The following is a 26,017-nucleotide window of genomic DNA, read 5'->3' as shown; positions in this document are numbered from 1 at the left end:
GCATGCGCGTTCTTCAATTCGGCCGCTTCTGGAACGAGAACCATGGTGGCGTGGAGCGTCATGTGGCCTCGCTTTGCAAGGGGCTGGCCGCGCAGGGCGCGGAGGTGGTCAACCTGGTGGCCGCAGCCGGCTTGCAGGGCAGCGACGAGTTGCTGGACGGCTACCGCCTCGTGCAGGCGCCCTCGTTCGGCATGGCGTTCAGGACGGCCATGTCCCCTGCGCTGGTCATGAAGGCCTTGCAGTTGCACCGCGAAAAGCCGTTCGACATCTTTCACCTGCATTTCCAGGACCCGCTCACGCACCTGGCGTCCCTGCTTCTGCCCGCCCAAGTCAAGCGGGTGATCACCTGGCACCACGACATCGTGCGCCAGAAGCGCCTGCTCGCTCTGTACAAGCCTTCGCTGCAGCGCGAGCTGCGCCGGGCCGATGCGCTGGTGGCCGCCACGGCCGCGCACTTCGACACTTCGACGCAAATCCCGGTGGACATTCCCCCGCAGCGGCGCCACGTCATCCCCTATGGCATGGATTTCAGCGCCTTGCAACTGACCGAGCACACGGCGGCGCTGGCCGATGAATTGCGCGCGCGAGCCGGCCAGCGCAAGCTGGTCTTTGCGCTCGGGCGCCATGTGTCCTACAAGGGCTTCGACGTGCTGATCGACGCCATGCGCCAGGTCGATGCGGTGCTGATGCTCGGCGGCAGCGGGCCGCTGACCCAGGAGCTGCAGCAGCAGGCCCAGGCCCAGGGCGTGGCGGACCGCATCCTCTTCATCGGCCGCATTCCCGAGCCAGACCTGGCGGCCTATTTCCACGCCTGCGATCTGTTCTGCCTGCCCTCGGTCAGCGAGATGGAGGCTTTTGGCCTGGTGCAATTGGAGGCCATGGCCTGTGGCAAGCCGGTGGTGTGCACGCAGTTGGGCAACGGGGTCAACGTGGTCAACGTGCATGGCGAGACCGGGCTGGCCGTGCCGGTGGGCGATGCGCTGGCGCTGGCGCAGGCCTTGCAGCATTTGCTGCAGGACGCGGGCCTGCGCGAGCGCCTGGGTGCCAAGGGACGTGCCCGGGCGTTCGGCCTGTATTCCCAGCAGGCCATGACGGCGGCCCACGGCCGGCTGTATCAGGACCTGCTGGTGCAGAAGCGCGCCGCTTGACAATTGGCTTCCTGGTGCCTCGCCCTGTTGGGGTGAGCAGCTTGTGCCGGACGATGGCGTTCGACTTGGATAGCCTGGCTTGATGGTTGTGCTCCGTGCCGTCACGGATTACAATTGCGCATGATCGTCAGCTTTCGCCACAAGGGGCTCGAACAGTTCTATGGGACGGGGTCGGTCCGTGGCATTCAGGCGAGCCACGCCAAGAGGCTTGCCCTCATCCTGGCAGCCCTTGATGCCGCTACGCAATCGGCCGACATGGATTTGCCAGGCTTGCGTCTGCACCCGCTCAAGGGCGATCGGAAAGGCACTTGGTCGGTAACGGTGAACGGCAATTGGCGAGTGACTTTCCGCTTTGTCGGTGCCGACGTCGAACTGGTCGATTACCAGGACTACCATTGAAACAGGACACCATGATTCATCAGCATCCCCACCCCGGCGAGCTCCTCAAGGAAATGGTGTTCGAGCCGTTGGGCTTGACGGTCAGCGACGCGGCCGAAAAGCTGAGCATGTCTCGCCCAGCGCTGTCGCGCGTGCTCAACGGCCACGCCGGCATCAGCCCTGATCTGGCGATTCGTCTGGAGACGGCCGGCGCAAGCACGGCCCGGTTCTGGATCAACCTCCAGGCCAATTACGACTTGTGGCTGGCCATGCAGCACAAGCAACCAAAGGTGCAAAGACTTCAGGCTGCGACTTCCGCTACGGCGTAGGCCACCCAATCAGGACTTGCTGAGTACCTGCCGGTACTCGAGTTTGCTGGCCGGGCGTTCAGCCGAGTGCGGCATGGTAGGCCGCTAGCGTACGGCTGGCCGTAGCCTGCCAGGTGAAGCGTCGGGCCTGGTCCAGCCCCTTCTGTATGCGTGCTTCGCGCCCCGCTTGATCTTCGGCGCATTGGCGCATTGCCCATGCGATCTGCTCGACCGATTCCGGGTCCACCAGCGTGGCCGCATCGCCCGCGACTTCCGGCAGCGATGTGGTGTTGGACGTGATGACCGGGATGCGTGACGCGAAACCTTCCAGCACGGGCAGGCCGAATCCTTCATACAGGGAGGGAAACACCAGGCCCTGGGCAGATTGCAGGATCGCAAAAATGTCAGCGCGTGGCACGTATTTCAGCCAGCGCCTTGTGCCTGAAGCTTCCACGGCAGCAAGCTCTGGCAGCAGCTCTTCGGTTCGCCAGCCATTCTGACCAACGATCACCAGCGGATGCTGGCGGCGCAACTCCGTTGGCAGCGCGAGCTGCGCCGGGCCGATGCGCTGGTGGCGGCCACGGCCGCGCACTTCGGCACCTCGACGCAGATCCCGGTGGACATTCCCCCGCAGCGGCGCCACGTCATCCCCTATGGCATGGACTTCAGCGCCTTGCAGCTGACCGAGCACACGGCGGCGCTGGCCGATGAATTGCGCGCGCGTACCGGCCAGCGCAAACTGGTCTTTGCGCTCGGGCGCCATGTGTCCTACAAGGGCTTCGACGTGCTGATCGACGCCATGCGCCAGGTCGATGCGGTGCTGATGCTCGGCGGCAGCGGGCCTCTGACCCAGCAGCTGCGGCAGCAGGCCCAGGCCCAGGGCGTGGCGGACCGCATCCTCTTCATCGGCCGCATTCCCGAGCCAGACCTGGCGGCCTATTTCCAAGCCTGCGATCTGTTCTGCCTGCCCTCGGTCAGCGAGATGGAGGCCTTTGGCCTGGTGCAACTGGAGGCCATGGCCTGCGGCAAGCCGGTGGTCTGCACGCAACTCAACAATGGGGTCAACGTCGTCAACGTGCATGGCGAGACCGGCTTGGCTGTGCCGGTGGGCGATGCGCTGGCGCTCGGCCGGACATTGATGCAGTTAATCGACAATGACACACTTCGCACCCGTATGGGGCAGCAGGCGTTCGGCCGTGCACACGGTGTTTACTCCCTGTCCGCGATGACGACGCTGCACGTAAATCTTTATCGGCAACTGTGTGATGCGCCCGATCTTGTCTGATTCCGCCTGCGTCAAAGCAGCCCGGATCATGAAGTGCGCCCTTGTAGTTCAGGTAAGTCTCGCGTCTTCAGCTGGAATCGTTCTTACCTGCAGCGATCCAGTGAATGTGGCTCCTGGCGCTAGTTCTACGGGGCGGTCAACGCGAACAGGTTCGATGCAAACAAAGCGTCGCCAGTCGCCATCAGGCAAATCGGCCAAGGCATTGCCGCCAGCCTCTCCGGGGTTCCACACCATCCACTGATCGAATCCGGTGGTCGACAACTCCAGTTGCTGACGACCCGTGCGCAGTGTCAGTGCAGGGGCTGCGTCGTAAAGCCGTTCGAGCGGCTGTCTGCCCCAACGCACCGGTTCTTCAGGTTCCAGGACCACGCTGGCGTCATATCTGTCCTTGACGCGAAGACCGGAAAGGCCTGCCACGGAACAGGCTTCCAAGTCCTCGACTGCGAAGTAAGGGTGCAGCCCCCCGGTCCATGAAAAAAGGGTGTCCCCGATGTTGGTGACCATCAGGCGCAGACATAACACGTTGGGTGCCAGCTGGGCATGCATTTCCAACCGTGCGCCGTGCGGCCAGCTGGCTTGCTGGTCAGGCCGGAGGTCCAGGGTGTACTGAATGTTATGTTTGGCGCCAGAGCGACTTTCTTGCGTCAACTCCCATTGGCTTGTACGGGCAAAACCATGTTTGGGGAGGGGGCCCAGCTCGGCAAACTGTGGAAACAGCACCGGCACGCCACCGCGCGCGGGCGCCGCATCGCCCAGGGAGAGGGGACTTCGGTAGAAAATGCTGCCCCCAAAATGCGTTTGCGCTTGCAAGACCTGGGCGCCCAGCCGGGCGTGAACCAGCATGGGCGTGGCCGTTGCGTGAGCCGTCCGCATCACGGTTCAGGTGCCTGAACCCGCTGCGGCCAGCATGTGCCGCAAGCTGTCTTCCAGCGGCGGATGGTCCAGCGTGGCACCATGGGCCGTCAGTAGCGCCTGCAGCTTGGCCGGGCTGCCACAAAGGCGGTGTACTTCGTTGGCGCGCACGAACGCGGGGTTCACTTCAACACGGATGTTGTGTCCGGTCAACTGTGCCAGCGTGTCGATCACATGCTGCAGCGTGTAGGGCCGGCCCGAGCATACGTTATAGGTCTGGCCCGGCTCGCCGTGCTGCAGCAGGCGCAGGTAGGCGTCGCAGACCATCTGCACGTCGTTGAACTCGCGCTCCACGTGCAGATTGCCCAGTGCGATGGCCGGCGCGCGGCGCGCGAAATGGTCCACCAGCTTGGGGATCACGAAGTTCACCGCCTGGCCCGGCCCGGTGTAGTTGAAGGGCCGGGTGATGAGCAGCGGCAGGCGGTCCGCATAGGTGCGCGCCATGTGCTCCATGGCCAGCTTGCTCATCGCGTAGTGGTTCACCGGCGCAGGCGGCTGCTCTTCGGAGATCGGCGATTGTTCGCAGTTGCCGTAGATGTTGGCGCTGCTGGCCAGCAGTACACGCTGAGGATTTTTCTGCGGCTCGGCGACCGCCGCCAGCAGGTTCATCGTGCCGATGACGTTGACCGCATAGAAGGCGTTGTCGTCCGCGTGGCCAACGAAGCTGATGGCGGCCAGGTGCACCACGGCATCGGGTGCGCAGGCCAGCACCTCGGCGCGCAGCGCGTCGCGGCCAGTCAGGTCCGTCGTCAGCGGCACCACCTCATGGCCAGCGGTAATGGCCTGCGCGGCAAAGTGCCGGCCGGTGAAACCGCTGGCACCCGTGAGCAGGATCTTCAAAACGAGAAACCTTTTTCGTTGCGGCGCAGGTCGGCTTCCACCATCATTTGGCACAGCTGCTCAAGCGTGGTGGTGGGCTCCCAGCCCAGTTTGGCCTTGGCCTTGGCGGGGTTACCGATCAGCAGTTCGACCTCTGCAGGGCGGTAGAACTTGGCGTTGACGCGCATGACCGTTTGCCCCACCTTCAACTCCCTCTCCCCCTGGGAGAGGGCTGGGGTGAGGGCTGCCACGACCGCGGTCTCGTTCTCGGCCGAGCCCTTGAAGTCCACCGTGATGCCCGCGCCCTTGAACGCCATACGCACGAAGTCGCGCACGGTCTCGGTGCGGTTGGTCGCCAACACGAAGGTGTCGGGCTCATCAGCTTGCAGCATGCGCCACATGCCTTCCACGTACTCCTTGGCAAAGCCCCAATCGCGCTTGGCGTCCAGGTTGCCAAGCTCCAGCACATCGAGCTTGCCCTGCTTGATCTTGGCGACCGAGTCCGTGATCTTGCGCGTGACGAACTCGCGGCCGCGCAGCGGGCTCTCGTGGTTGAACAGGATGCCGCTGCTGCCGAAGATGTCGTAGCTCTCGCGGTAGTTCACAGTCATCCAGTGTGCATAAAGCTTGGCCACGCCATAGGGGCTGCGGGGGTAGAAGGGCGTGTCCTCCACCTGTGGGATCGCCTGCACCTTGCCGAACATCTCGGAGGTGCTGGCCTGGTAGAAGCGGATCTTGGGGTTGACCAGGCGAATGGCTTCCAGCAGGTTCAGTGCGCCGATGCCGGTGATCTGCGCCGTGGTGCTGGGCTGCTCGAAGCTCACGCCCACGAAGCTCTGGGCGGCCAGGTTGTAGATTTCGGCGGGCTGCACCTTCTGTACCAAGGCAATGCTGGCGCCCAAATCCGTCAGGTCGTACTCCACCAAGTGGAGGTTGGGGTGATTCTGGACGCCGAGCTCTTCGATGCGCCAGAAGTTGACGGAGCTGGTGCGGCGGTAGGTGCCGTAGACCGTGTAGCCCTTGTCAAGCAGAAGCTCAGCGAGGTAGGCGCCGTCTTGACCGGTGATGCCGGTGATGATTGCAGTTTTTTTAGTCATTTAGATACTAGTCAATATTATTTAAACCAAAACTCTCAGTCCAAAGCGAACTATGAACGTGATCTCATTGCCTCGACAGTGACAGGGACGCTAAGGACTTTCATGCCCATGTCGTGAAACCAGGCCACACCATCCTGTACCAGCGAAACCTGGAACAGATATTTTCCAGGCATTTGAGGCAGCGGCACCGCCAAGTCGATTGATGCACTACCCCCAGGGGCAATAGTCCGCGCCAAGTCTTTCCGGGGATCCCACTTGGAACTCAAGTCTTGACCCGCCAGCGTTTCTTCCATGAAACGCCACGACGCCCTCAACGGCGGCCCACTGCTGCGCAACGTATTAAAATCTTCTTCCGAATTATTGTGGATGAGCAAGTTTGCTTTAAGCTCATGATTATCAAGGGACACATTCTCCAACGCAAGGCTGATTTGCTTGGCCTGTGATGAGAGCGCGGCAATTACCGGGTCGCAAGCCTCTAGGGCAATTACCACTACCCGTGCTGCAAGTGCATTAGCGGCGTCTAATGATACCCCCTTATAGGTAGCGTAGGAATTAATGCGGTTACGGTAAGAAATGCAAGGTTGGGGCTCAAGGTAATTGGGTGGGGTATTGCCCGAGTATCCGTTGAGTGTTGGGTAACCAAGATCCTGAGCCAATATCACTCCGTCAAGCTCAGTGACAAATCCTGGAACCGAGGTTTTACCTGTTATGTATAAGATTGCATCAGTAGCCAATTGAGACGGTAATTTCTCTCTGAGAACGGCTTGTTGTGCCGCCCAGGTTGCGATCGGGGTGTTGTATGGTCGGTATGCCACGACTTCCGCACCCAACAAGACTAGAAGAATCAGGTAGACCGCGATTTTTCTAACATTGTTGAAGGCATTGACTTGATTCAAAATATGCTGAGATCCTATCGCCACCAAAACTGCGATTGGCATAATCATGACCAACCCGATTCGGGTAACTGCGCGAACTGCATTAAGCCCAGGGACATAAGAAAGTAGTCGATAAAGGGATATGCCACCCAAACTCAGAGTCAACAAGAACAGCATTACAACCGCGAAAGTCGCAAGTCTTCCGATATCTTGGTGGAGCTTGCCCCGCCAAGCGGTGAAAGTTCCATATAGCGCCAGTGCCCATATGCCAATCCCAAAAAACATCTGATGCTCATGTCGCATTGGAATTCCGTCAATGAAATGACCAATCCAAGACGTAAGTCCAGAACCATCAGCAAGCAAATAACTGGAGAGCCTGGGCAACATTGAAACAATTTCGTCTGGAGAGCGCTTAAATCCGCCGTAAGTCGAACTGATCAGATGATAGCTATAGAGCAACCATGCCACAGTAGCACCTGAGATCGCAAGAACTCCGATGAACAAAAATTTTCTATGGGGTACCTCACTCACAATGGAATTTTGAAAATCGCGAAACATGCTGCTTCCGCGATTCCAAAACATCACCCCGCAAAAGCTCCCGATTAGCAGATAAACTAGAAAAATTCCCAGATAGATAGAGCAGAAAAATTGCACAGCAGACCAAAAGCCCACTCGCCATAGTGGATACAGCCGCTTCGTCAAAATCGCTTCAAAAAAGGCCAAATAAGCAAGTGGGATAGCAAAACGATACGTTAACTGTGCGTGCACTTCCTGTACCAGAATCGGCAAAGCAAAAGCGAATGCGAAAGCACCTGCCGCAGCCGCGAAACTGCTCAAGCCAAGCCGCCTGATAACTGCGTAAGTGCAGACGAAGTTCAGCGTGATACCTGTAAGGAACCAGCCGTCGAAAGCCACTTCGCGCCCGGCCCCGATGCTGCGCAACAAGACATAGGGCAAGGCTGAACCAAAATGGTTATCGCTAAAAGCCAGGACGCCCTCGAAAGGATAGAAAAACGCGGGGCTCCACAGGCGAATTCCACTACCAGTGACCCGTTGGAAGAGGTGTTCCAGAATCACACTGTTAAAGCGCGCGTCGCCCAAATCACCCGGTACAGCAGCAAAATAATCCACCGCGCGAAGGCCGTAGCCCCAAAAACCCAGCGCAAGGAACAACAACGCCGGCCAGTGCAACCTGCAGAGGATCAAAGCACTGCGCTTATGCCCTACAGACTTCATTTCAGGAGGAGTGAAAGAATAGTTTATCATGTTTTTTTAGGCTTACCTAGTTTCATTCAGCTGTCAAAAAACACGCAATGGCTCGGCCCGGCGTCACTGAGATATCAGTGCTATCAACATTCATAATTAGAGGCCTTTTCGCTAATCCGGAACGGATTAGTCAGATCATCTGAATAACTGCCCATCAATAGTCGTTGCTTAGGTAACAGGTTTTGCCGGAAGAGGCGGCTGAACTCAGCCAGCCTGTCGCCCCGTGGTGTCAGCTTGACACAGCCGTTTTCAATCTTGATCGTGCCAGATTGCTGTTGTTCGGTTAGCCGTACATCAACCAGCCGATGTTCCTTGACATACTCCTTGGTAAAAACTTCCTCAAAGCTGGCCAGCTTGATGCCGCCTCCGCGCTGCTGGATTTTCTCAAGAATGTAAAAAGATAACGAGCGATCAATCACCGTGGGGATGGAGATGGCGAAAATATAGCCGCCTAGCAGCCAAATGGAAGCCAGTTGCAGTTTTTCAAAACCGTTGAAGATGTTGAAGCGGCGCCAGGCGAATAGCAGAGCTGCGGCAAAGGCGGTCGCTAGCACACCGTCGGCAATGGCACTATACAGCACCACATCCACTCTGAAATAAGCCACGTGTACCCAGTACGTGCCCAACAGAAAGACCACAAACAAGGCGGTGGCCAGCACGGCCATGTAGATTTTTTTCATTTCTTGAAAACGAGCAGCTTGTTGCCCCAATAGCTCAGAACCACCTGCAAAACAGTGGCCAACAAAAAGCCGAACCGGTAGTCCCAGCCTTGTAGGTCGGTCCAACCGTACAGCACCAACCCATGCAGGCAAGCCACGGCGGCATAGAGCACGCCAAACTTCGTGGCTTGGCCGAGGAGCGGTTGCTGATGACTCTGAAAGACGTAGTAACGGCTTCCAACGAATGAGGTAGTTATCCCGAAAAAAGCTGCGATGAAGTTTGCGACGCCGGCCGACGGCACGCTCAGCAGCTTCAGGTTGACCTGCAGCACGCCAAAATGCACCGCCGTGGCAACCAGCCCATTGATGGCATAGCGCACCACCTGCAGGTGCCGCATGGCCTCAAGCCGAAACAACTGGGCGCGCATGCAGCACGGTGTCCACAAAGTCGCGGTAGGCCACGGTGGTGACAGCGCCGCCACGTACCACTCCGGTCAGCATCAGCGTCATCAGCGTCAGAGCGCCTGTTTGCAAGAACACCAGCAGCAAAATTCCCAGAGCAACGGAGAACCAGCCAGGTGTGGCAAAGCCCAGCAGTTTGAGGCCGACGGCGGCCACGCTGCCCGCCACGGACAGCATGGCCACTATGGCGCAGGCAATGCCGACGCGCACCAACACGTCCTCGGCAAACACCATCAGACCCTTGAAGCCGTGCAGGGCCAGGCCGACAAAGTTCATCTTGCTTTGCCCTGCATACCGCGGGCCACGGTCCAGCGGGCATGTGGCCATGCGCAGCTTGGATGTCAGGGCGCATCCCGCCACGTGGATCCAGAGTTCCTGCATGGCGGCTAGCCGCTTCACGGCGGCTGGCTTTAACGCCATGAAGTTGCCAAAGCTGATTTTTCGACCGGTCAGGAGCTTGAACAGCCACTTGTACACCACGTAGAACGCGCGAAAACGAAGGGTTTCCACACGGCTTTTACGCTGTGCGACTACGACGTCAATGTCAGGCTGCTTCAGTGGAGCGATCAGTTCCTTGATGGTTTCTGGAAGGTCTTCACCGTCAGAGTCCATGACGACGACACGGGCGGCATCAGGCAGGTGGTCCGCCACGTAGTTCAGGCCTATCGCGATGGCACGCTGATGCCCTACGTTTCGCTTCAGCCTGATGACCACACCGTGCAGGCCAGCAGCATGCAGACTGGCCAAGTCAACCGGCTGCCGTACAGAGCCATCATCCACGGCCACGATGTACACGTCTGGCCCAAGTGCCTTGTTCAGCTCTTTGAAAAGCCGGCTGGAGGCTTCCACATCTTCATATACCGGGGTCACTACGACGAGCGAGGGAGTGAGCATGTCGTTCATGGTCAGGCATGCCTCCGGAAGTATTCGATCGTATGGCGAAGTCCTGCCTCTAGGGGTACGGCAGGTTGCCAGCCCAGTATCTGGCCCGCCTGCGTAATGTCTGGCCGTCGCTGCTTGGGGTCGTCCTGCGGCAGAGGCTTGAAGGTGAGCTTGCTCCCGGTGCTCGTGAGGGCCCGCACCTTCTCGGCGAGCTCCAGCATGGTGAACTCGCCCGGGTTGCCCAGGTTGATGGGGCCCGTGACGGCATCGTCCGAGTTCATGAGCCGTATGAAGCCCTCGATCAGGTCGTCCACATAGCAAAAGCTGCGCGTTTGAGAGCCGTCGCCGTAGATGGTCAGATCTTGCCCGCGCAAGGCCTGCACGATGAAGTTGCTCACGACTCGCCCGTCGTTCGGATCCATTCGGGGGCCGTAGGTGTTGAAGATGCGCACGACCTTGATGCGCACGCCATGTTGCCGGTGGTAATCAAAAAACAAGGTTTCAGCAGCACGCTTGCCTTCGTCGTAGCAGCTGCGGATGCCGATCGGATTGACGTGGCCCCAGTAGCTCTCGGGCTGGGGGTGCACCGACGGGTCGCCATACACCTCGGAGGTGGATGCCTGGAAAATCTTGGCCCCTTGCGCCTTGGCCATCTCCAGCAGGTTCAGCGCGCCCAATACCGACGTCTTCATCGTGTGGATGGGGTCGTGCTGGTAGTGAGGGGGCGAGGCTGGGCATGCCAGGTTGTAGATCTCGTCGACTTCCACGCCCGTGAGCGGCTGCGTCACGTCGTGCCGGATGACGGTGAAGGCCGGATGGGAGCGCAGGTGTGCGATGTTTTCTTCACGGCCGGTGAAGAAGTTGTCCAAGCACAGCGCGGCGTGGCCCTGGCTCAGAAGCTTCTCGCACAGGTGCGAGCCGAGAAAACCCGCACCGCCAGTCACCAGAATTCTTTTCATGATCATGCCCCGTGACTGTTCAGCGGCGACCCACGCCGACATACTCGAAGCCGAGCGCCTTGAGGTCGGTCATGGGCAGATGATTCCGGCCGTCAAATACCAGTGGTTGTTTGAGCGAAGCCTTGACGGCGGCAAAGTCAGCCGCTTTGTATTCGCCCCATTCCGTCACCAGTGCTAGCGCGTCAGCGCCCTCGAGCGCATCCATGGCGTCGTTGGCAATGCGTAATTGCCCATCGTGAATCAGGTCGGCGAACACGGTGCCAGCCATCTCGCCAGCCACCGGGTCGTGCGCGACGACTTTGGCGCCGGCACCGACAAGTGCACGAATCAACTCAATAGATGAGGCCTCGCGCATGTCATCGGTCTCTGGTTTGAAGGCCAGCCCCCACACTGCAAACTGCCGTCCGTGCAAGTTGTTGCCCAAGCGCACCGCGATGTTTTGGAACATATGCTGCTTCTGTTTTTTGTTGCGCGCTTCTACGGCGTTCAGCACGAACGGCTCTACCCCCACACTCTGCGCAATGCGGACTAGCGCCTGCACGTCCTTGGGAAAGCATGATCCGCCATAACCACAGCCGGGCTTGAGGAACGCTGGGCCAATTCGTGAGTCCGCCCCCACGCCACCGCGCACCTGTTCCACATCAATGCCAAAGCGATCACACACATTGGCAATCTCGTTCATGAACGAGATGCGCGTGGCCAGCATGGCGTTCGATGCGTACTTGATCAGCTCTGCTTCTTTGACGCCGACAATCATCAATTGTTCGGGGCGCGATACAAAGGGCTCGTATAGGGCCGAGAGTTGTGTCCGGGCTGCGGGGCTTTCGGTTCCAACGACAATGCGGTCGGGGTTGAAGAAGTCGTCCAAGGCAGCGCCTTCCTTCAAGAACTCTGGGTTGCTTGCAACCTCGAAATCAATGAATGTTTTGCGCTGGAACAGCTGCCACGCGATTTCGCCTTTCACCACATCGGCGGTACCCACGGGAACGGTCGATTTGTTGATGACAATCGCTGGCTGCTTGAGCTCTTGCCCGATCTCTCGTGCCACGGCCTGCACGTACTTCAGGTCGGCTGAGCCGTCTTCACCCTGCGGTGTCCCAACGGCAATGAAAATTAACGTGCGTTGATCGTCATGGGCAGGTGGTGGCAAGTCGGTGAGTGCCTGACTCAACCGATTAGCGAAGGAAAGGTGTCCGGCCGCGACTGCGTCATGGACCACTACGTCCAAACCAGGCTCATAGATTGGAAGGACCCCATCCTTTAGCTTGTCAAGTTTTATCTGATCCTTGTCGACGCAAATTACTCGGTTGCCTTTAGAGGCCAAACATGCACCGGTTACTAGTCCAACATATCCGGTGCCTACAACGATTACGTTCATTTTTATCTGGAATTTAGAATGAAAAGTCTTACTCAACTCGCTACGAATCAACTTCTGCCGTCATCTGGCAGGATAGAGCGAGCGCGGTCATGGGTTTCGGCCACTGTTTGACGCTGGAATAGGTAAGGTACGCATTGAAGCTAATCAATGTCTGGTTTGATGCGTGCTAAATAAGACCATTTAGTCAACGTGCAAATTTGTGTGTTCTTCGATCTGACGTAAAAGTTGCTCTGTACTCTGCTCCCACGTCAGCCAGGGCATAGCCTCAGACTTCGGCGCAGCATTTTGCTTTTTGAGTTCGAGCCATGTTTCAAGCGCGCCGGTCAGCGCAGCGCCGTCGGCTGCAGTGAACCAGAAAGCGTGTTCGCCAGCCACTTCACGAAACGCCGGAATATCACGTGCGACGATGGGCAGCTTGTGTTGCGCCGCCTCGATGAGCGGCAAGCCGAAACCTTCATACTCCGACGCAGCCAAGAGTGCCGAGCTTGCCTTATAGACCATCTCCAGATACTCGTCGCTGATACCCTCGAGCCAGAATAGGCATTTGTTGAGCATCGGATGGCTGCGAAGGCGATCCACCAGCGCTTCCATGCTCCAGCCAACCCTCCCGACGATCACTAGATTGGCTTCTCCGCCTTTACGCCACAGAACGTCAAACGCGTCAATAACCTGGGCGTAACCTTTTCTCGGCTCGATCGTTCCCACCATCAAGAAGCTCGGACGCCCCTGAAGGGCGCCCAGCACCTTAGAGGCATCTTCCGGAATACCGAAGGTCGGTCGGCTATTGTCGATGTCGGCGCCTAGGTGGAAATAGCTGATACGGGGAATCTTTGCAAGGTCGTGCCGCTGCTCATCGAACCAACGCCGCACGTCGGTCGCAACCGCCTCCGATATGCACACCAAGCTGTGTGCCGAGTCTGCAAGGCCATCGATCCAGTGCGTGAAGGCCTGAGTCATTCCCGTGGTGTGCCAGCGGGTATTCATTAGTGGCGTCAGGTCGTAGACGACATAGTGGATATGTACTCCTGCCTCGCGCAGATGGTGAAGCGTCTCGCTGAACGCCGGAAACAAATGAGCCGTGAGATCGAGTCCGACGAAGACGTCGCCCGCGCCGACCGTCACCGGTACGTCTTGCACGCCTTCGCCCGTTTGCCCTAGGAAGCGCGCAACGAACGACTTCGCGTAGAGGAGTCCGTGCCCATCGGGCGTGTACACGGCTTCGACTCGGTAGTTCGAGGGCGGATTCCTAAGCAGTTGCAGCAAGATACTGCGCACGACTCGCTGAATGCCGGACTTCAGGTCACGATTTACCAACTCGGAAATGTCGACGAGGAGTTGTCGACCGCCGGTCACACGATTAATAACCTGTTTGTTCATGTCTAAACATCCTCGAACGAGCGCAAGATCCAAAGCTTGCGGCGTGTTGTTTGTAGCCTTTTCCATACGAGCGATGATTGCGTTATAACGGCCGTCGAGTACAGAGCCTGCGACCGGAAGGAGCGGTTCAACTTTCGATTTAAACGCTGCTTCCAGACCATCGAGCGCCAGACTCGCCGAGCGCTCCCAATTGAACTTCTTCACATGCTCTCGACAGTGCCTACGCAACGCCTTCAGAAAATCGTCCTCTGTCAACGCGTGGCGCATAACTCGCGCCATGTCACTTACGGATAGCGGATCGAACAGCGCATCGTGATAGCCGACAACCTCTGGAAGACTGGTCGTCTTCGAAGCAATGACCGGCGCGCCGCACGCCATCGCCTCCAGCGCCGGCAAGCCGAAGCCCTCATGCAACGACGGGAACACCGACAGACGGCAAAGCCCATAGATCGCGATGAGCTCCTCGTCCGGTACGTAACCTGTCAGTATCAGATGACGCTGCTCTAGTCCAACCGATTTCGCCTTCGCATAAAGCGCCTCCGACATACCGGCCGGCACCTTGCTTGCCAAGACAAGTTGCAGCCCGGCGCGCAGGTCCGACGGCAGGCTGGCAAACGCGTCGATCAACCTGTCGAAGTTCTTGCGTGGATCGAAGCCGCCGGGCACATACAACACGAATGGCCGGTCGATACCGTATTTGGCCAGCAATCCCTGCGCGGCTTCGTCGTCCATGTCAGCAGGCTCGAAGTCGCTGCCGATCGCTGCCGAGATGTTGATCACACGGTCTGCAGGGATTTGCAGCAACTCTATCGCCTCGTTTCGTGAATGATCGGAGATCGCCAGCAGAAGGTCCGCCTTCTTGAGTGCGTCGATCTTGCGCAGATAGAAACGACGATAGCTCGGATCAGCGAGATAAAGGTCGCTCATTACATAGGGAATCAGGTCATAAAGTGTCACCGCGGTCGGCAGCCGCTGGAGTCCCGACTCAATTCCTACGTTCGACTCGTCGCCCCACCCTTCGAACAGGCTCGACACATGGACGACATCCGGTTTCAAAGCGGCGAGAAACTCCTCGCGCAGCAGTTCGGACGCACTCGCACGCCAGTCGTTTTCACTGCCGGCACCTTCGGTCTGAGCCGGGCACGAAAAAATGACGATGCGGTCCTGCGGGATCAGACCAAAAAACGCGGCCCTGAGCGGCTCGACTGTTCCCGGAAACTTCCCGTTCAGCACAACATACAAGTCGTGCCCACGGTAGGCACCTTCCCGAACCATCGCGCGCGCAAGCGACAGCGAATACCGTCCGATTCCTCTAAACCGGCTTTCGCTCTGTGCTGCCTGCAGATCGATTACGATGCGCATGTCTGTTTTTCTCCTGATGCTGAATTCGGGCTGTCCCCCGACTGAAACTTGATTTCGCCAATCGCCACGCCGAGCGCGCGGCCGCCATTCGGCGCATCTTGCGATGGCGTGACGACGATGGAGACTTCTGTTTTTTTGCCCGCAGCGCAAGGCGCAATCTCGAGACTGAATGCGCTCCAGTCCTCTCCTGCCTCCACGCCTTGCAGATGAGGCTTGCCATCGATCTCGATATCGACGGTCGCGCCGCCCAGCGACCTCCACATGAAACTCAGGTGGCCAGGATCGGAGCGAAAGCTGCCCCTCTTGCCACACCACGCGAAGTATCGATAGGAATCCGTTTCTATGGGGTAGAAGTTTGTGCTATCGCGCAGCAGGGCGCTTAGCTCGACGAGTTGATCGAAGGAAGGCGTCCTTCTTGCGTCGGCGAATTCGACATCCCGCAGGGCGACCCCGCGCACAATATCGTCCGGCTTATGGTGCGGCTTCAAGTAGTCGATCGACACCTTCCTCAGCGGGGAGTCCTGGGACGGAGGAACAACTATCTGAAACTGTACCCAGTGCGATGGAATATCGATCTGCCGATAGAAAATATTACCGTCGATGCTGATATTCACGGTTGCGCCCGCCTCGGTCCGCCAGAGGCCGTTGATCACACCCGCTTGGCACTCGAACTTCGCCGACGCCTTGCTCCATGCAAAGAGCGAGTCGCCGTCCTGCTCGATCATGTGAAAACCGCTTTGCAACCGGGCGGGTTGCGGACCGCTCTGAAGCTCCGCATAAACGTCGACCAGATGCTCGACGACCTTATCCCATGTGAAGTTGGCGCTCACAACAATAGTCGACAAAAACGTCTTTCGACGTGAGACGCTTTCCGCGATAGCGTTGCTGATACCCGCAACATCGTCATGATCGACGTAGCGCGCTCCGGCACCGAAGTATTCGCGCGTACACCCTTCGCCGGTCACGACCACCGGCGCACCACACGCGAAGGCCTCCAGCGCAGCCAGGCCCGGCGTTTCCAATGTGCTCGGAAGCGCAAAAACGGAACATGCCGCGTAGGCGGAACGCAATTCGTCCGAGTCGTGGGCTAGCGGCCCGAGGTACTTGAGTTGCTCACCGCCTTCTTCGAAGCACTGCTTAGCGTACTCGGCATCACGCACGTGGCCAACGATAATCAGCGTCAAATCAGGGTGTGCCTTAAGCGCACGAATAAGGTTCAGCTGATTTTTTCGTGGCTCGATGTTCGCCACGTTCAGCACGAATGGGCTGTGAATTCCATGCATTGACCGAAAGATGCTGGCATCGGCGGCCACTAGGAATTGACGGTCAATGCCGTTGTAGACAGTGGCAAACTTCTCGCGCTCGATATTGAACACGATTGCCAGAAGATCACATTCCGCGTTCGAGTTGCACACCACACGGTCGGACAACACGAACATCAGGCGAATCTCGTCGAACGGGTAGTTCTTCTTCGTTTCCTCAGTGATCCATAGGTTCGGCGACACCAGAAGCGGCATGCCGACGCTTTTTACGAACGAGCAGAAGTGCAGCGACCCGCTCATGCAAGAAAAGAAATGTACGATGTCGTGGCTCTTGAACTGCGGAGCCCAAGGGTTAAGCAGCGTAACATCCACGTTTCGTCTAAGCAGATGTTTTTGATACTGCATGATCTGCACTTCCCCACCGCCTGGGGTGTGGAACGCCATGGGGTACGTGTTAAACAGTATTTTCATTATTCGGTGGGGAAGAGGCGGCCACCTCAGCAACGCGTCAAGTATTCAATAAGTGGTGTGGCGGCTGTGTCAGGTATGAAGTCGGTGTAATGCGCGATATCCATCGTGGTGGAAAACTTATCCGGTTTAGAAAAAGATGCCAGAACTTCTTTCCTGACTTCTGCTACGTCAAGCGGAGAAACCTGCACACAGCGGTCCTGGAGGAATTCACTCACCCAGTCGGTTCTGGATAGCAGTAAACGACATCCCAGAACGGCAGCCTCGAGCGCTGAGGTACCGGGGAAGTCTAGGGGCAGCTCGATGAAAAGGCGGCAGTGTGCCAGTGCTGATACATGCAGTTCGGATCCGAAGGGCATAGAGGGTATAAAGTGAACGTTCTTGCCCGCCTCAGCCCGACATTGCTCGAAATAATCACGACAGCGCACTTGACCGGAAATTACAAGAGGGGTGTCCAATTCATTGAACGCACGGATTGCCGTTAGCTGATTTTTTTGCGGCTCGATGATCCCCGGCCAAATGGCGTAATCTTCAAGCCCATAGGACTCCTTAAATACAGCACTCACGCCATGCCGAAAGAACTTTCGTGAAACAAGTGGGACGATATGGATTACATCCATCTGAGAAATATCAAAATACTCTCTGAAAAGTCGCTCCTCCGCGGAAGACTTAAAGACTACTGCATCGAAGCGGGAGACCAGATGTCGGAGATAGTCAAGGTGCTCTGGTGAGGGAGGGGTCACAAACCAGAGGTTGGGCCACAGGATGCGTCGGCGGCCTCCGCCTGAAGCTGCGTCGACAATGAGATCAGAACCATTGATCGTCGAGAAATGAATGAGCTCATCATATTCATCTATTGGCAGGCTCGTTGGCCCGTAAAGATCCGAAATTATCCCTGCTCCATTAAGCGCATCCTTTAGAAGATGAATTTCCCGCTCGCCTCCCCCGTGATGGATATAGGCTCCGGGGTAGGTGGTAATCAATACCCGTTTCATAAAGCCGCTCCTGCAATGCTGGCCAGAGGTACGAACCGGTAACGAACTTGATCGTCTTGGTTAATGGTGATCTGGACAAAATCGCAATTCCCTATCGAAAACGTCGGGTAATGTGCGATATCGAGCGCGAGCAGATGGTGCAGTATCCCGCACACAGTGCCTTCATGACCGGCCACCAGCACGATCTCATCCCTGGTCCAAGATAGGGATGCGTTCCGGTACCAGTTGGCCACGCGCTTTAACATGTCGTTGAGGGATTCCCCTGCCGGGTAACGCAAGTCGGGATTGAGCCCCTGGTAGCGATAGCGCCTATCCCTTGTCCAGAGTTCGTCAACGCAGAGGTGACTAGCCTCCCCCGTATCCAGTTCGATCAGTTCGCGAGCAATCGTGACATCCAGATCCGTCATCATTGGGGCAATCGTCTGCTTAGCCCTCGACAGCGGTGAGGAGTAGATCCGGGTGAAGGGAATCGAGTCGAGATGACGGCAGACGAGCCGAGCTTGCTTTAGCCCGCTTTCGGAGAGAGGATAATCCGACGCGCCGCAAACGAGGCGGGCCTCGTTTGCTGTACTGGCTCCGTGTCTAAGAAGAAAGATATCCACTTCAGAAACCGTAAGTGTTAAAGATGCCGACTTCGCAATCTAGGCGCCTTCCCTCCAGATCATCGGAATACGAGAAATTGCTCTGAATGAGCTGGATACGTTCCAGCATCAGATTGCTAATTTTCTGCATCGAAAATTCTCTTGCAATCCGATCTCGTGCACGCTGGGCCATGCGGAGTTTTTCGGGGTAATCACTCAGCATCGATCTGAATGCTGCGATGGCGCTCTCCATGTTCGGCTCGGCCCAGACATCGTTCTTGCGATACCGCAATCGATCATGTCCCACCTGGCACAGCTCGTAAGCCACCAGATTTGTATCGGCTGCATCACAGAATTCCATGTTGCCCGAGTAACCGGTGGTGATGACTGGAATTCCCCGGCTCATGGCATCCGAAATAGTCAAACCGAAGCCTTCGGCCCGGTGGAGTGAGACATAGGCGTCCGCGCGCTCCTCATACAACTCCTCGATCACGTGGTTCTCGACATAGCCTTCGATTACTTCGATGTTTGAATATTCCGTAGAAATGTCGCGCAATTTTTCAGAAAGCACGGGGTCGTGCTCAAGATTGCTGACCTTCACGACCAGCTTTACTTGTTCGTTGTGGCCATACGCTTCGACGAACGCCCTGAGCGTGAAGAGAGCATTCTTCCGCTCGGCATCACTATAGGTATTGAAAATCGTCAGGAATGTAAAGGCGCCACACACATCGCCCCGTATTCTGGCTGCGATCCGATCTGAGCCTTCACGAGGCTCGATGTGAAGCGGAATCCTGATGACTGGAATGTTGGCGGAGCGTGCAATCGCTGTCTGGCAGAACGAAGAGGCCGTCCATATCTCATCGAAGAATTCCAGTTGTCGCGACCATTGCTCTGGAATTTTCTGTACTTCGCAGAACCAGTAGCCAATATTGTAGAAGCCTTCCATGGCGCCGGAACTGAGTCTGGAGAAATAGTGGGGCACCCATCGGGCACTGAACTGGAATATATTTATCTTGTCTTTGAGAGAGCGCAATAACCTGTCGTCAATGACGGTATCCTTTCCGGTCTGCAGTGCAACAGGCCTTGAAAGGATAAACTCCTGAATGGGCAGGCTAGTTTTGCGAAGGCAGGCAGCATTCAGGGCGGCAGCGCGGCCGATTCCGTCTGCAGTTTCTGAAGACCCGAAAAAATTAACTCCATTTGTCATTTTCAAAAACCTTTGTGCAAGCTGCGCAATGTATCCGGAGTCTTTCGTATGATCGGGCCATTTTTCTATCCGATGTCAGTCGAGAATTTCCTGGCTTTGAGCTTCCGGCGCTGAAATTGCCGGAAAAAATTCTGCCATCGTGATGCCGAGTTGATATGTTTAATGCCTTGCTGTAATTTTATTGCAGGCGGGGAGATGGTTCAAAGCTTGGCGGAAAATTATACGAAAATCTTCGTCGGGAACATCGGCTTTGGGTGGTTTCGCTCAACTTTGGCAGAGAGCTGTCAGGCCATTCTGGCTCTGTTTTTTGTTGTGCTGCATTATTTTCTATGCCAAGAATTATTAAGGTGCTGTTGTCCTAATATTCTTTGACAATGTTCGTTCACAATTGAAAGCATCTTATTAAGTCTGGCTCGCCATGTGTTTTCACCCACATACGCAAATATCTCGTCGGAGGTCAACTTCCCTCTCCGCAATTGCTCTTCGACCGCGCTGCGGTAACTATCCTTGTCGCACGCTACCTTGATCCCCTCGCTATGCTGCTTGGTAAAGTCAAGAGGCGTTGACACCACCGGTAAGCCTGCAGCGAGATACTCGAAGTACTTCATGGGAAACATTGAGCGCGTGTAGTCATTGAGTAGCGTTGGCAGCGTGCCCACGTCGATGCCGCGTAGGTAGTCCGGCAACTGCTGATATGACTTATGCCCGAGAAAGTGCACGTTGGGCAGACTGCGCAGTTTAGGCATCCACGGGTTGTGCTGTCCTTCCCGCTCCTCGCCAATCAGTATCCAGCTCCAGTCAGGGCGGGACTTGGCGACGTCATGGATCAATTCAAAGTCGATCTTGTAGTCGGACAGGGCGCCAACGTAGCCAATGCGCGGACAGGGAATGCCCGCCAAGTCGTGCGGCAGAGGGCCGGGTTGGCGCGCCCCGCCAAAGTGCTCTACATCCGCCACATTGGGAAAGTAATGGGTGTTGGCATTGAAGGGCAGGCACTTGTCCTTTAGCGCCTCGCTGGTCACGAAAACCGTCTCGCATTGGCGCAGCAGGCGTCGCTCCTCGGTGTTGAAGGTCAAGGGGTCGATGCCGGGGATGGCCGAGAGGTCGTCCACGCAGTGGTAGACCATAGGGCCGCGCCTCAGGCGGGCCACGGTCCCCAACATGAAGGGGTGGTAGGTCCAGATCAGCGGCAGCTTGAAACCTTGGCGCTGCATGAAGAGTTTGATGCGCAGGCTGAGCCAGCCCTGGTTGATGGCGCGCACCAGAGGCCAGTGCTGTTTGAAAGGCACGGCAATGGGGGACATGACCCACACACCAGGCTCTACCTGCCGCGGGGGACGCAGGCCGCGTTTGAGTCGTCGCCAGATGCGGCTCAGGTCGCGACCGCTTGCCGTGGGTGGGCGCAGGCCGATGCTTTCAATGTAAAGCACGCGATAGCCCTGCAGCGCCAAGTGGTGCGCTGTATGCTGCTTGTTGGTCCAGTAGGGGGTGTCCCAATCGGCCGTGGCAAACAGCACCACATCTTTGGAGTCTGTCGTCGAATTCATGCGGCAAAGGCCTGAACGGATTCACCCAGCATGGCTGACAAAATGCGCTGGCTCGCCAAGCCATCCCCGTACGGGTTGGGCAACCGGGACAGTCGGTTTTGGATCTGTGTGTCGGCCAGGTATGCCTCTGCTGCGTGGATGACTGCATCGGTACCCGTGCCTGCCAAGCTGGCAAAGCCGGCCACGATGCCCTCGCTGCGTTCGGTATGTTCGCGCATCACGACGGTGGGCACGCCGAACGAAGGCGCTTCTTCCTGAATGCCGCCAGAGTCCGTGATGATCAGACGCGACTGGCTTTGCAGGTACAGGTTGGTTTCAAAGTCGACAGGATCGATCAATCTCAGGTTGGCGATGTTGTCGAGTTGTGTGAAGACCTCGGTGCGCACTTTCGGATTCAGATGGACCGGGAAAACAAAGCCGAGTTCGGGGTGCCGTTCGCACAGACTACGCAAGGCGGCGCAAATCCTCACTAATACCGATCCATGGTTTTCGCGGCGGTGCGCGGTGATCAACACCAGCGGTTTGTCGGGAAAAGGCCGGGGCATCGACGGCATGCTGCCGTTGTGCCAGCGCGACTGCATCATGGCGATGGCATCCACCACCGTGTTCCCGGTCACCATGACCTGGGTGCTGTCGATGTTCTCGCGCACCAGGTTCTCGGCGGCTCGGGCGGTTGGCGCAAAGTGCCAACCAGCCATGCGGCCAATGAGCGTGCGGTTCAGCTCTTCCGGGAATGGGCTGGCCAGGTCGCCCGTACGAAGGCCTGCTTCCACGTGGCCAACGGGAATGCGCTGATAGAACGCTGCCAGCGCACCCACCAGTGCCGATGTGGTGTCGCCTTGTACCAGAACGGCGTCGGGGCGATGCTCCGTCATCGTCGCACTTAGCGATTCCAGTAGCCTGGCTGTGAGCCCCGGCAGGCTCTGGCTCTCACGCATTACGGCCAGGTCCACATCAGGTTGGATACCGAATACTTTCAGTGCCTGGTCCAGCATCTCCCGGTGTTGGCCGGTAGAACACACCAGCAGTTCAATCCGGTCCGCGCGGCGCCGTGCCTCGGCGACGACGGGGGCCAGCTTGATGACCTCCGGCCGGGTACCCAATACGATCATTAACTTCACAGGTGGATCCCTTCGGTGCCCAGTGGATGGGTGGTGCCTGCATATTCAACGGCGACTTGCCAGCGCGAATTCGCCGAGCCTGGGTGCACGCTCCACGACCCGTACCCGCTCACGCGCACTGAGGCGCGGTCACCCAGAAAGTCCAGGGTATCGCTCTCATTGGCCCATAAGACATCGTCATGGCCTTGGATGTACTTGATGAACTGGCGATGCATCTCGACGCGCTGGGTTTCGCTGGCCCAGCCATACTGGTAGCGCTCGGAAAAAGGGTGATCGAGATAACCGAGAAAGGTGCCGCTTGCCAATGCGAGGTCAAATGCTTGCTTGAAGATGCATAGCGGATCATCTCCATCCAGCATGCAGTCGCCATGCAGCATGCATTGCTGGCTGTGGCCGATGAATCCTTCACTTGATCCTGGCGGCACGCCGGCACGCGCCATCAGGAAGTCAGGGTCATTGCGGATGATGCCGCCAATGCAGCCGGCGTAGCCAGCATCGGCCAGGGCTGCCCGCGCGTAGGCGGGTGTCTGATGGAAGGGGGAAACAGCGTACCGTACCGGCTGATTTGTGACGGCCTGGATGGCCGCGGCAGAATGACTGCCTTCCCAGAGTGCGGCTTCGTAGCTTCCGCCCCAGTCCGGGGCGTGGGTTGCGGTATGCGACAAGATGGCGCCGCCGGTGGCCAGTACTTCGCGCGGTAACGAATGGTGCGTTGGATCCTCCAGCACCTTGGCGTGCAGCGCCAGCGAAAACGGGGCACCCATCTCGCGATAGGCAGTCCATAACGCACGTGCCGATTCCACATCTTCATCGCAGTCCAGGCGCATGGTGACGGCACAACGATAGCCGGCAGGCACTTCTGCCAGCACAGGCTGGCACGGAAGCTCGGCATGCCGGTGGTGCGCCAGGAAGGTCTCGACCAGTCGCCAGTCGTGGCCGTCCACGGGGCCCACGGGCCGGTTGAACCAAAGCAGGCTTGCGTGCGGGCTGTCCCACAGACCTGCGTAAGCGCCCACCACCTCGTCTGCAATGATCAGGTCCGCCAAACCGGAGGACGCGGATTGCTCTGTCCATTGGATGTTCTGGCTACAGGCCCAAATGGAACCGTCCATCCGGATCGCGCCATAGCCGAGGTTGTTCCATTCGTCCGTAAAGTCGTAGCGCAGGCAGGGGCGGTATGCGATGGGTGACGCCACTCCTGCCACGGCTCCACGGTATCGCACGCCCAGGGAGCTTTCGCTCATCCCATGGGTCGGTGCCGGCGCGCATGTGGCAGCTTGCTGCATATCTGGTGTCCAGGTGCCGACAGTCACATCCAGCTCGGCAGCCAAGGCGGGCGGCAACGCCCCGCAAACCAGCAACTTGGTTTGCGTCGATCGGTAGGCGCGGATGAGCCAGTCGCTCCAACTCTCAGGCGGGTCCACGACTGCAAGTATGGGCGACAGGCCGCCTTGTAGTGCCACTTCACAATGGTCCGCGGATGCAAGCGTCACTTGCTCCGCCGAGCAACTGCGACGCAGCGCAGACGCAAGGACGGCGCCAGCTTCCAGTCGGTGGCCGGGGCATGCAAGAAGGATCATGGATGCACCACGTGGCGAAATTTCGCGTGCCGGCCCACGCGCACAAAGGCATCATGGCCCACAAAGCGCACGGTAAACCCGCTTTTCCAGAACCCTTCCACTTTCGCCTGGATTTCCTCGGGTTTGGCCGTCGGTTCGGGAACGATATTCAGCGTGGGAGGCGTAGTTCGCAAGTCGATCTGGAACTCCTGTATGCCTCCGACGCGATGGTCCAGCATGTCCTGGATGTGATGCGTCGCATGGTCGATGCCGTTGATGGGGACCAGGTCGTGAATGCGCCCCACCACGTTGACCAGACGGAACGCGTCGTCCTCTAGCACTACCTTGGCCATGTCGCCGGTCCGATAGCGCAGCAGAGGCATCAACCGGTTGCGAAACCCGGTAAACACGAGTTCTTCCTCGCCGCTGTCTGCGCCTTCCACGGGCAATGATTCGGGCCAGCCTTCGGACTCGAGCACTTGCAGGCCACCGCTCTCGCCATCAAGCTCATAGGCCGTGACGCCCAATTCGGCCAGACCGTAGCGGTTGATCACACGACATTGCAACACGCGTTCAATGGCTTTGCGCATGTAGGGCTCTAGCAGTTCGCCGCTGGATTCGAAGACCTCGAAAGCTTTTCCTGATCCGTACTTGCGTTCGATATGGCATGCCAACGCATAAATGGTGGAAGGGTGTCCGTGGATGAGGTAGGGCTGGCGTTCGCGCAGCGTCTGCCAGATCTCATCCAGGCCGACATCGTCAATTCGGTCAAAAAAAATGTTGCTGCGGTTCATGGCCAGACACTTCCAGTCTTCACGGGTCCACTTCTTTGGCCCGGGCGGATCAGGAAAACGGCAAGCAAAGTGCAGCTCGAACTTGTGCTTGGCTTTGCCGATGCGTTCGCGGCAAAACAGTGTCACGGCGGCGGCGTGGTCGATGCCGTCCTGGTCATAGTGGATATGGCACGACAAGCCAGTGGAACCGCCCGTCTTCATGACGTGGTGGCGCAAGCCTTCGAGCGGGCGCGAGAAAAGACGCGAGCCTTGTTCGCGAATGATGTCTTTCGTGAGATAGGGAAGATCGTTCAGGTAGCGCACATCCGCTGCAACCTTGCGTGCATCAAACCGATGCCGGCTGAATAAGTCGCGGTAATACGGAACCTTTTCGCCAGCGAAGACAAGTGTTTCGACCAGATGCTGCTGTGCAATCTGCTTGCGTTGGGCGAACGGCTTTCGGTAGTGCTTGCGCAAGACGTTGAGCTTGGTTCGGATATCCCGCTTTTCGATGTGCTCGGCAGCCGGATAGGCGACCAGGGCGCTGAGCCAGCCTTGCGCGTAACGAAGGGTACGGAGTCTCATGACTGAGGCTCCGTCGTCGGCATGAGGGCCTTGGGATTGAACTCTTCAACCAATTTGCCGTGTTCCAGCTTGAACGCTCGATTGCAAACTTTGCCGATCAGTTCTGGCGAGTGCGAAGCTATGACCAAGATAGCGGCACTTTCGACCAGTTTTGTCAGCCGCTGCGAGGCTTTTTCATTGAAGGCCGCATCGCCCACGCTGAGCCATTCGTCCATGATCAGGATGTCGGCCTCGACACTGGTAGATACCGCGAAAGCCAGACGTAACTGCATGCCGCTGGAGTAGGTGCGAACGGGCATGTCCAAGTACTCGCCCAAATCCGTGAACTCGGCAATTTCGTCCGTTTTTTGCCGAATCTCCTTCGGCGTCAGGCCGAGCATGATGCCGCGAAGGAAAATGTTCTCGTACCCTGTGGCGTCATGGTCCATTCCCAGGGAGATGTCCAGAAGCGAGGCCACGCGCCCCTTGAGCTGAAGCGACCCCAGAACCGGCTCATAAGCGCCCGCCAAGACGCGCAGCAAGGTTGTCTTTCCGGAGCCGTTGTGCCCCACCAATCCGACTCGGTCACCGGCGTGGATGTTGAAATTCAGTTGATCGAGCGCGCGTACGGACAACTGCTTTCCCGCAGATTGAGCGAGGCGTCCTCCTGTGGTGGCGTGCAGCACGGCATTCTTGAGCGAGCGGTGCGTATTGTTGAAGACGGGAAATTCAACCACCAGGTCTTTGGCTTGGATGTAACTCATGTCGTTCAG

The 26,017-nt window shown here is 57.8% G+C and carries 24 protein-coding genes; 4 read left to right on the top strand and 20 right to left on the bottom strand.

Going from position 1 to position 26,017, the window contains the following annotated elements:
* Nucleotides 1–2 precede the first annotated feature (2 nt).
* From FFS10_RS01575 to FFS10_RS01565, 3 genes are all read left to right on the top strand, one after another.
* Nucleotides 3–1,148, top strand: coding sequence for a glycosyltransferase (locus FFS10_RS01575; RefSeq protein WP_137890775.1), 1,146 nt, complete (start codon nucleotides 3–5; stop codon nucleotides 1,146–1,148).
* A 120-nt stretch (nucleotides 1,149–1,268) separates the two neighbouring features.
* Nucleotides 1,269–1,547, top strand: a complete 279-nt coding sequence (locus FFS10_RS01570) for a type II toxin-antitoxin system RelE/ParE family toxin (protein ID WP_137890773.1) — start codon at nucleotides 1,269–1,271, stop codon at nucleotides 1,545–1,547.
* Complete coding sequence (locus FFS10_RS01565) at nucleotides 1,544–1,855, top strand: HigA family addiction module antitoxin (protein WP_349654570.1); 312 nt, start codon at nucleotides 1,544–1,546, stop codon at nucleotides 1,853–1,855. Before FFS10_RS01570 ends, FFS10_RS01565 begins: the two co-directional genes overlap by 4 nt.
* A gap of 58 nt (nucleotides 1,856–1,913) precedes the next feature.
* Here the strand turns inward: FFS10_RS01565 and FFS10_RS01560 are convergent, their stop codons facing one another.
* Nucleotides 1,914–2,345: a glycosyltransferase family 4 protein gene (locus FFS10_RS01560; protein WP_212744070.1), complete on the bottom strand. Its 432-nt coding sequence runs from the start codon at nucleotides 2,343–2,345 to the stop codon at nucleotides 1,914–1,916.
* A gap of 6 nt (nucleotides 2,346–2,351) precedes the next feature.
* On the opposite strand from FFS10_RS01560, the gene FFS10_RS01555 reads away from it, so the two are divergent.
* Complete coding sequence (locus tag FFS10_RS01555) at nucleotides 2,352–3,119, top strand: glycosyltransferase (protein ID WP_137890769.1); 768 nt, start codon at nucleotides 2,352–2,354, stop codon at nucleotides 3,117–3,119.
* Nucleotides 3,120–3,167: 48 nt separating this feature from the next.
* Here FFS10_RS01555 and FFS10_RS01550 read toward each other — a convergent pair whose 3' ends face one another.
* The 19 genes from FFS10_RS01550 to FFS10_RS01460 all read right to left on the bottom strand — a co-directional run bounded on the left by FFS10_RS01550 (nucleotide 3,168) and on the right by FFS10_RS01460 (nucleotide 26,008).
* Nucleotides 3,168–3,962 (bottom strand): aldose epimerase family protein, encoded by a 795-nt coding sequence (locus FFS10_RS01550; RefSeq protein ID WP_249931126.1) that lies wholly within the window; start codon nucleotides 3,960–3,962, stop codon nucleotides 3,168–3,170.
* Nucleotides 3,963–3,998: 36 nt separating this feature from the next.
* The gene (locus tag FFS10_RS01545; RefSeq protein WP_137890767.1) at nucleotides 3,999–4,871 is read right to left on the bottom strand and encodes a GDP-mannose 4,6-dehydratase; all 873 of its coding nucleotides are present in this window, start codon (nucleotides 4,869–4,871) and stop codon (nucleotides 3,999–4,001) included.
* A complete protein-coding gene (gene gmd / locus FFS10_RS01540) occupies nucleotides 4,868–5,947 on the bottom strand; it encodes a GDP-mannose 4,6-dehydratase (RefSeq protein WP_137890765.1) in 1,080 nt (359 codons plus the stop codon). The genes FFS10_RS01545 and gmd overlap by 4 nt, the downstream gene beginning before the upstream one ends.
* A gap of 50 nt (nucleotides 5,948–5,997) precedes the next feature.
* Nucleotides 5,998–8,088 (bottom strand): hypothetical protein, encoded by a 2,091-nt coding sequence (locus tag FFS10_RS01535; RefSeq protein WP_137890763.1) that lies wholly within the window; start codon nucleotides 8,086–8,088, stop codon nucleotides 5,998–6,000.
* Nucleotides 8,089–8,171: 83 nt separating this feature from the next.
* On the bottom strand, nucleotides 8,172–8,768 hold the full coding sequence (locus tag FFS10_RS01530; protein ID WP_137890761.1) for a hypothetical protein: 597 nt from the start codon (nucleotides 8,766–8,768) through the stop codon (nucleotides 8,172–8,174).
* A complete protein-coding gene (locus tag FFS10_RS01525) occupies nucleotides 8,765–9,175 on the bottom strand; it encodes a GtrA family protein (RefSeq protein WP_212744069.1) in 411 nt (136 codons plus the stop codon). Before FFS10_RS01525 ends, FFS10_RS01530 begins: the two co-directional genes overlap by 4 nt.
* A complete protein-coding gene (locus tag FFS10_RS01520) occupies nucleotides 9,150–10,112 on the bottom strand; it encodes a glycosyltransferase (protein WP_212744068.1) in 963 nt (320 codons plus the stop codon). Before FFS10_RS01520 ends, FFS10_RS01525 begins: the two co-directional genes overlap by 26 nt.
* A gap of 2 nt (nucleotides 10,113–10,114) precedes the next feature.
* Complete coding sequence (locus tag FFS10_RS01515) at nucleotides 10,115–11,050, bottom strand: UDP-glucuronic acid decarboxylase family protein (protein ID WP_137890759.1); 936 nt, start codon at nucleotides 11,048–11,050, stop codon at nucleotides 10,115–10,117.
* Nucleotides 11,051–11,069: 19 nt separating this feature from the next.
* Nucleotides 11,070–12,428, bottom strand: a complete 1,359-nt coding sequence (locus FFS10_RS01510) for a UDP-glucose dehydrogenase family protein (protein WP_137890757.1) — start codon at nucleotides 12,426–12,428, stop codon at nucleotides 11,070–11,072.
* Between the two features lie 180 nt (nucleotides 12,429–12,608).
* Nucleotides 12,609–15,167 (bottom strand): glycosyltransferase family 4 protein, encoded by a 2,559-nt coding sequence (locus FFS10_RS01505; RefSeq protein ID WP_137890755.1) that lies wholly within the window; start codon nucleotides 15,165–15,167, stop codon nucleotides 12,609–12,611.
* Entirely contained in the window at nucleotides 15,155–16,873 is a 1,719-nt protein-coding gene (locus FFS10_RS01500) for a glycosyltransferase family 4 protein (RefSeq protein ID WP_249931125.1), read from the bottom strand. The genes FFS10_RS01505 and FFS10_RS01500 overlap by 13 nt, the downstream gene beginning before the upstream one ends.
* A 53-nt stretch (nucleotides 16,874–16,926) precedes the next feature.
* Entirely contained in the window at nucleotides 16,927–17,892 is a 966-nt protein-coding gene (locus FFS10_RS01495) for a glycosyltransferase family protein (RefSeq protein WP_137890751.1), read from the bottom strand.
* Nucleotides 17,889–18,494, bottom strand: coding sequence for a histidine phosphatase family protein (locus FFS10_RS01490; protein ID WP_171015991.1), 606 nt, complete (start codon nucleotides 18,492–18,494; stop codon nucleotides 17,889–17,891). Before FFS10_RS01490 ends, FFS10_RS01495 begins: the two co-directional genes overlap by 4 nt.
* Nucleotide 18,495: 1 nt before the next feature.
* Nucleotides 18,496–19,680 (bottom strand): glycosyltransferase, encoded by a 1,185-nt coding sequence (locus FFS10_RS01485; RefSeq protein ID WP_137890747.1) that lies wholly within the window; start codon nucleotides 19,678–19,680, stop codon nucleotides 18,496–18,498.
* Nucleotides 19,681–20,000: 320 nt separating this feature from the next.
* Nucleotides 20,001–21,227 carry a glycosyltransferase gene (locus FFS10_RS01480; protein ID WP_137890745.1) on the bottom strand — a complete coding sequence of 409 codons (1,227 nt, stop codon included), beginning with the start codon at nucleotides 21,225–21,227 and terminating at the stop codon, nucleotides 20,001–20,003.
* Complete coding sequence (wecB, locus tag FFS10_RS01475; RefSeq protein ID WP_349654571.1) at nucleotides 21,224–22,339, bottom strand: non-hydrolyzing UDP-N-acetylglucosamine 2-epimerase; 1,116 nt, start codon at nucleotides 22,337–22,339, stop codon at nucleotides 21,224–21,226. Before wecB ends, FFS10_RS01480 begins: the two co-directional genes overlap by 4 nt.
* 5 nt (nucleotides 22,340–22,344) lie before the next feature.
* Nucleotides 22,345–23,841, bottom strand: coding sequence for a polysaccharide deacetylase family protein (locus tag FFS10_RS01470; protein ID WP_249931124.1), 1,497 nt, complete (start codon nucleotides 23,839–23,841; stop codon nucleotides 22,345–22,347).
* An 83-nt stretch (nucleotides 23,842–23,924) separates the two neighbouring features.
* On the bottom strand, nucleotides 23,925–25,265 hold the full coding sequence (locus tag FFS10_RS01465) for a phenylacetate--CoA ligase family protein (protein WP_137890741.1): 1,341 nt from the start codon (nucleotides 25,263–25,265) through the stop codon (nucleotides 23,925–23,927).
* Nucleotides 25,262–26,008, bottom strand: coding sequence for an ABC transporter ATP-binding protein (locus FFS10_RS01460; protein WP_137890738.1), 747 nt, complete (start codon nucleotides 26,006–26,008; stop codon nucleotides 25,262–25,264). The genes FFS10_RS01465 and FFS10_RS01460 overlap by 4 nt, the downstream gene beginning before the upstream one ends.
* Nucleotides 26,009–26,017 lie beyond the last annotated feature (9 nt).

It is taken from the genome of Ramlibacter sp. 2FC, assembly GCF_005503345.1.
In the GTDB taxonomy this organism is placed as follows: Bacteria; Pseudomonadota; Gammaproteobacteria; order Burkholderiales; family Burkholderiaceae_C; genus SCMQ01.
The sequence above is the reverse complement of the archived record's forward strand: the minus strand, read 5'-3'. Positions and strand labels throughout refer to the sequence as shown.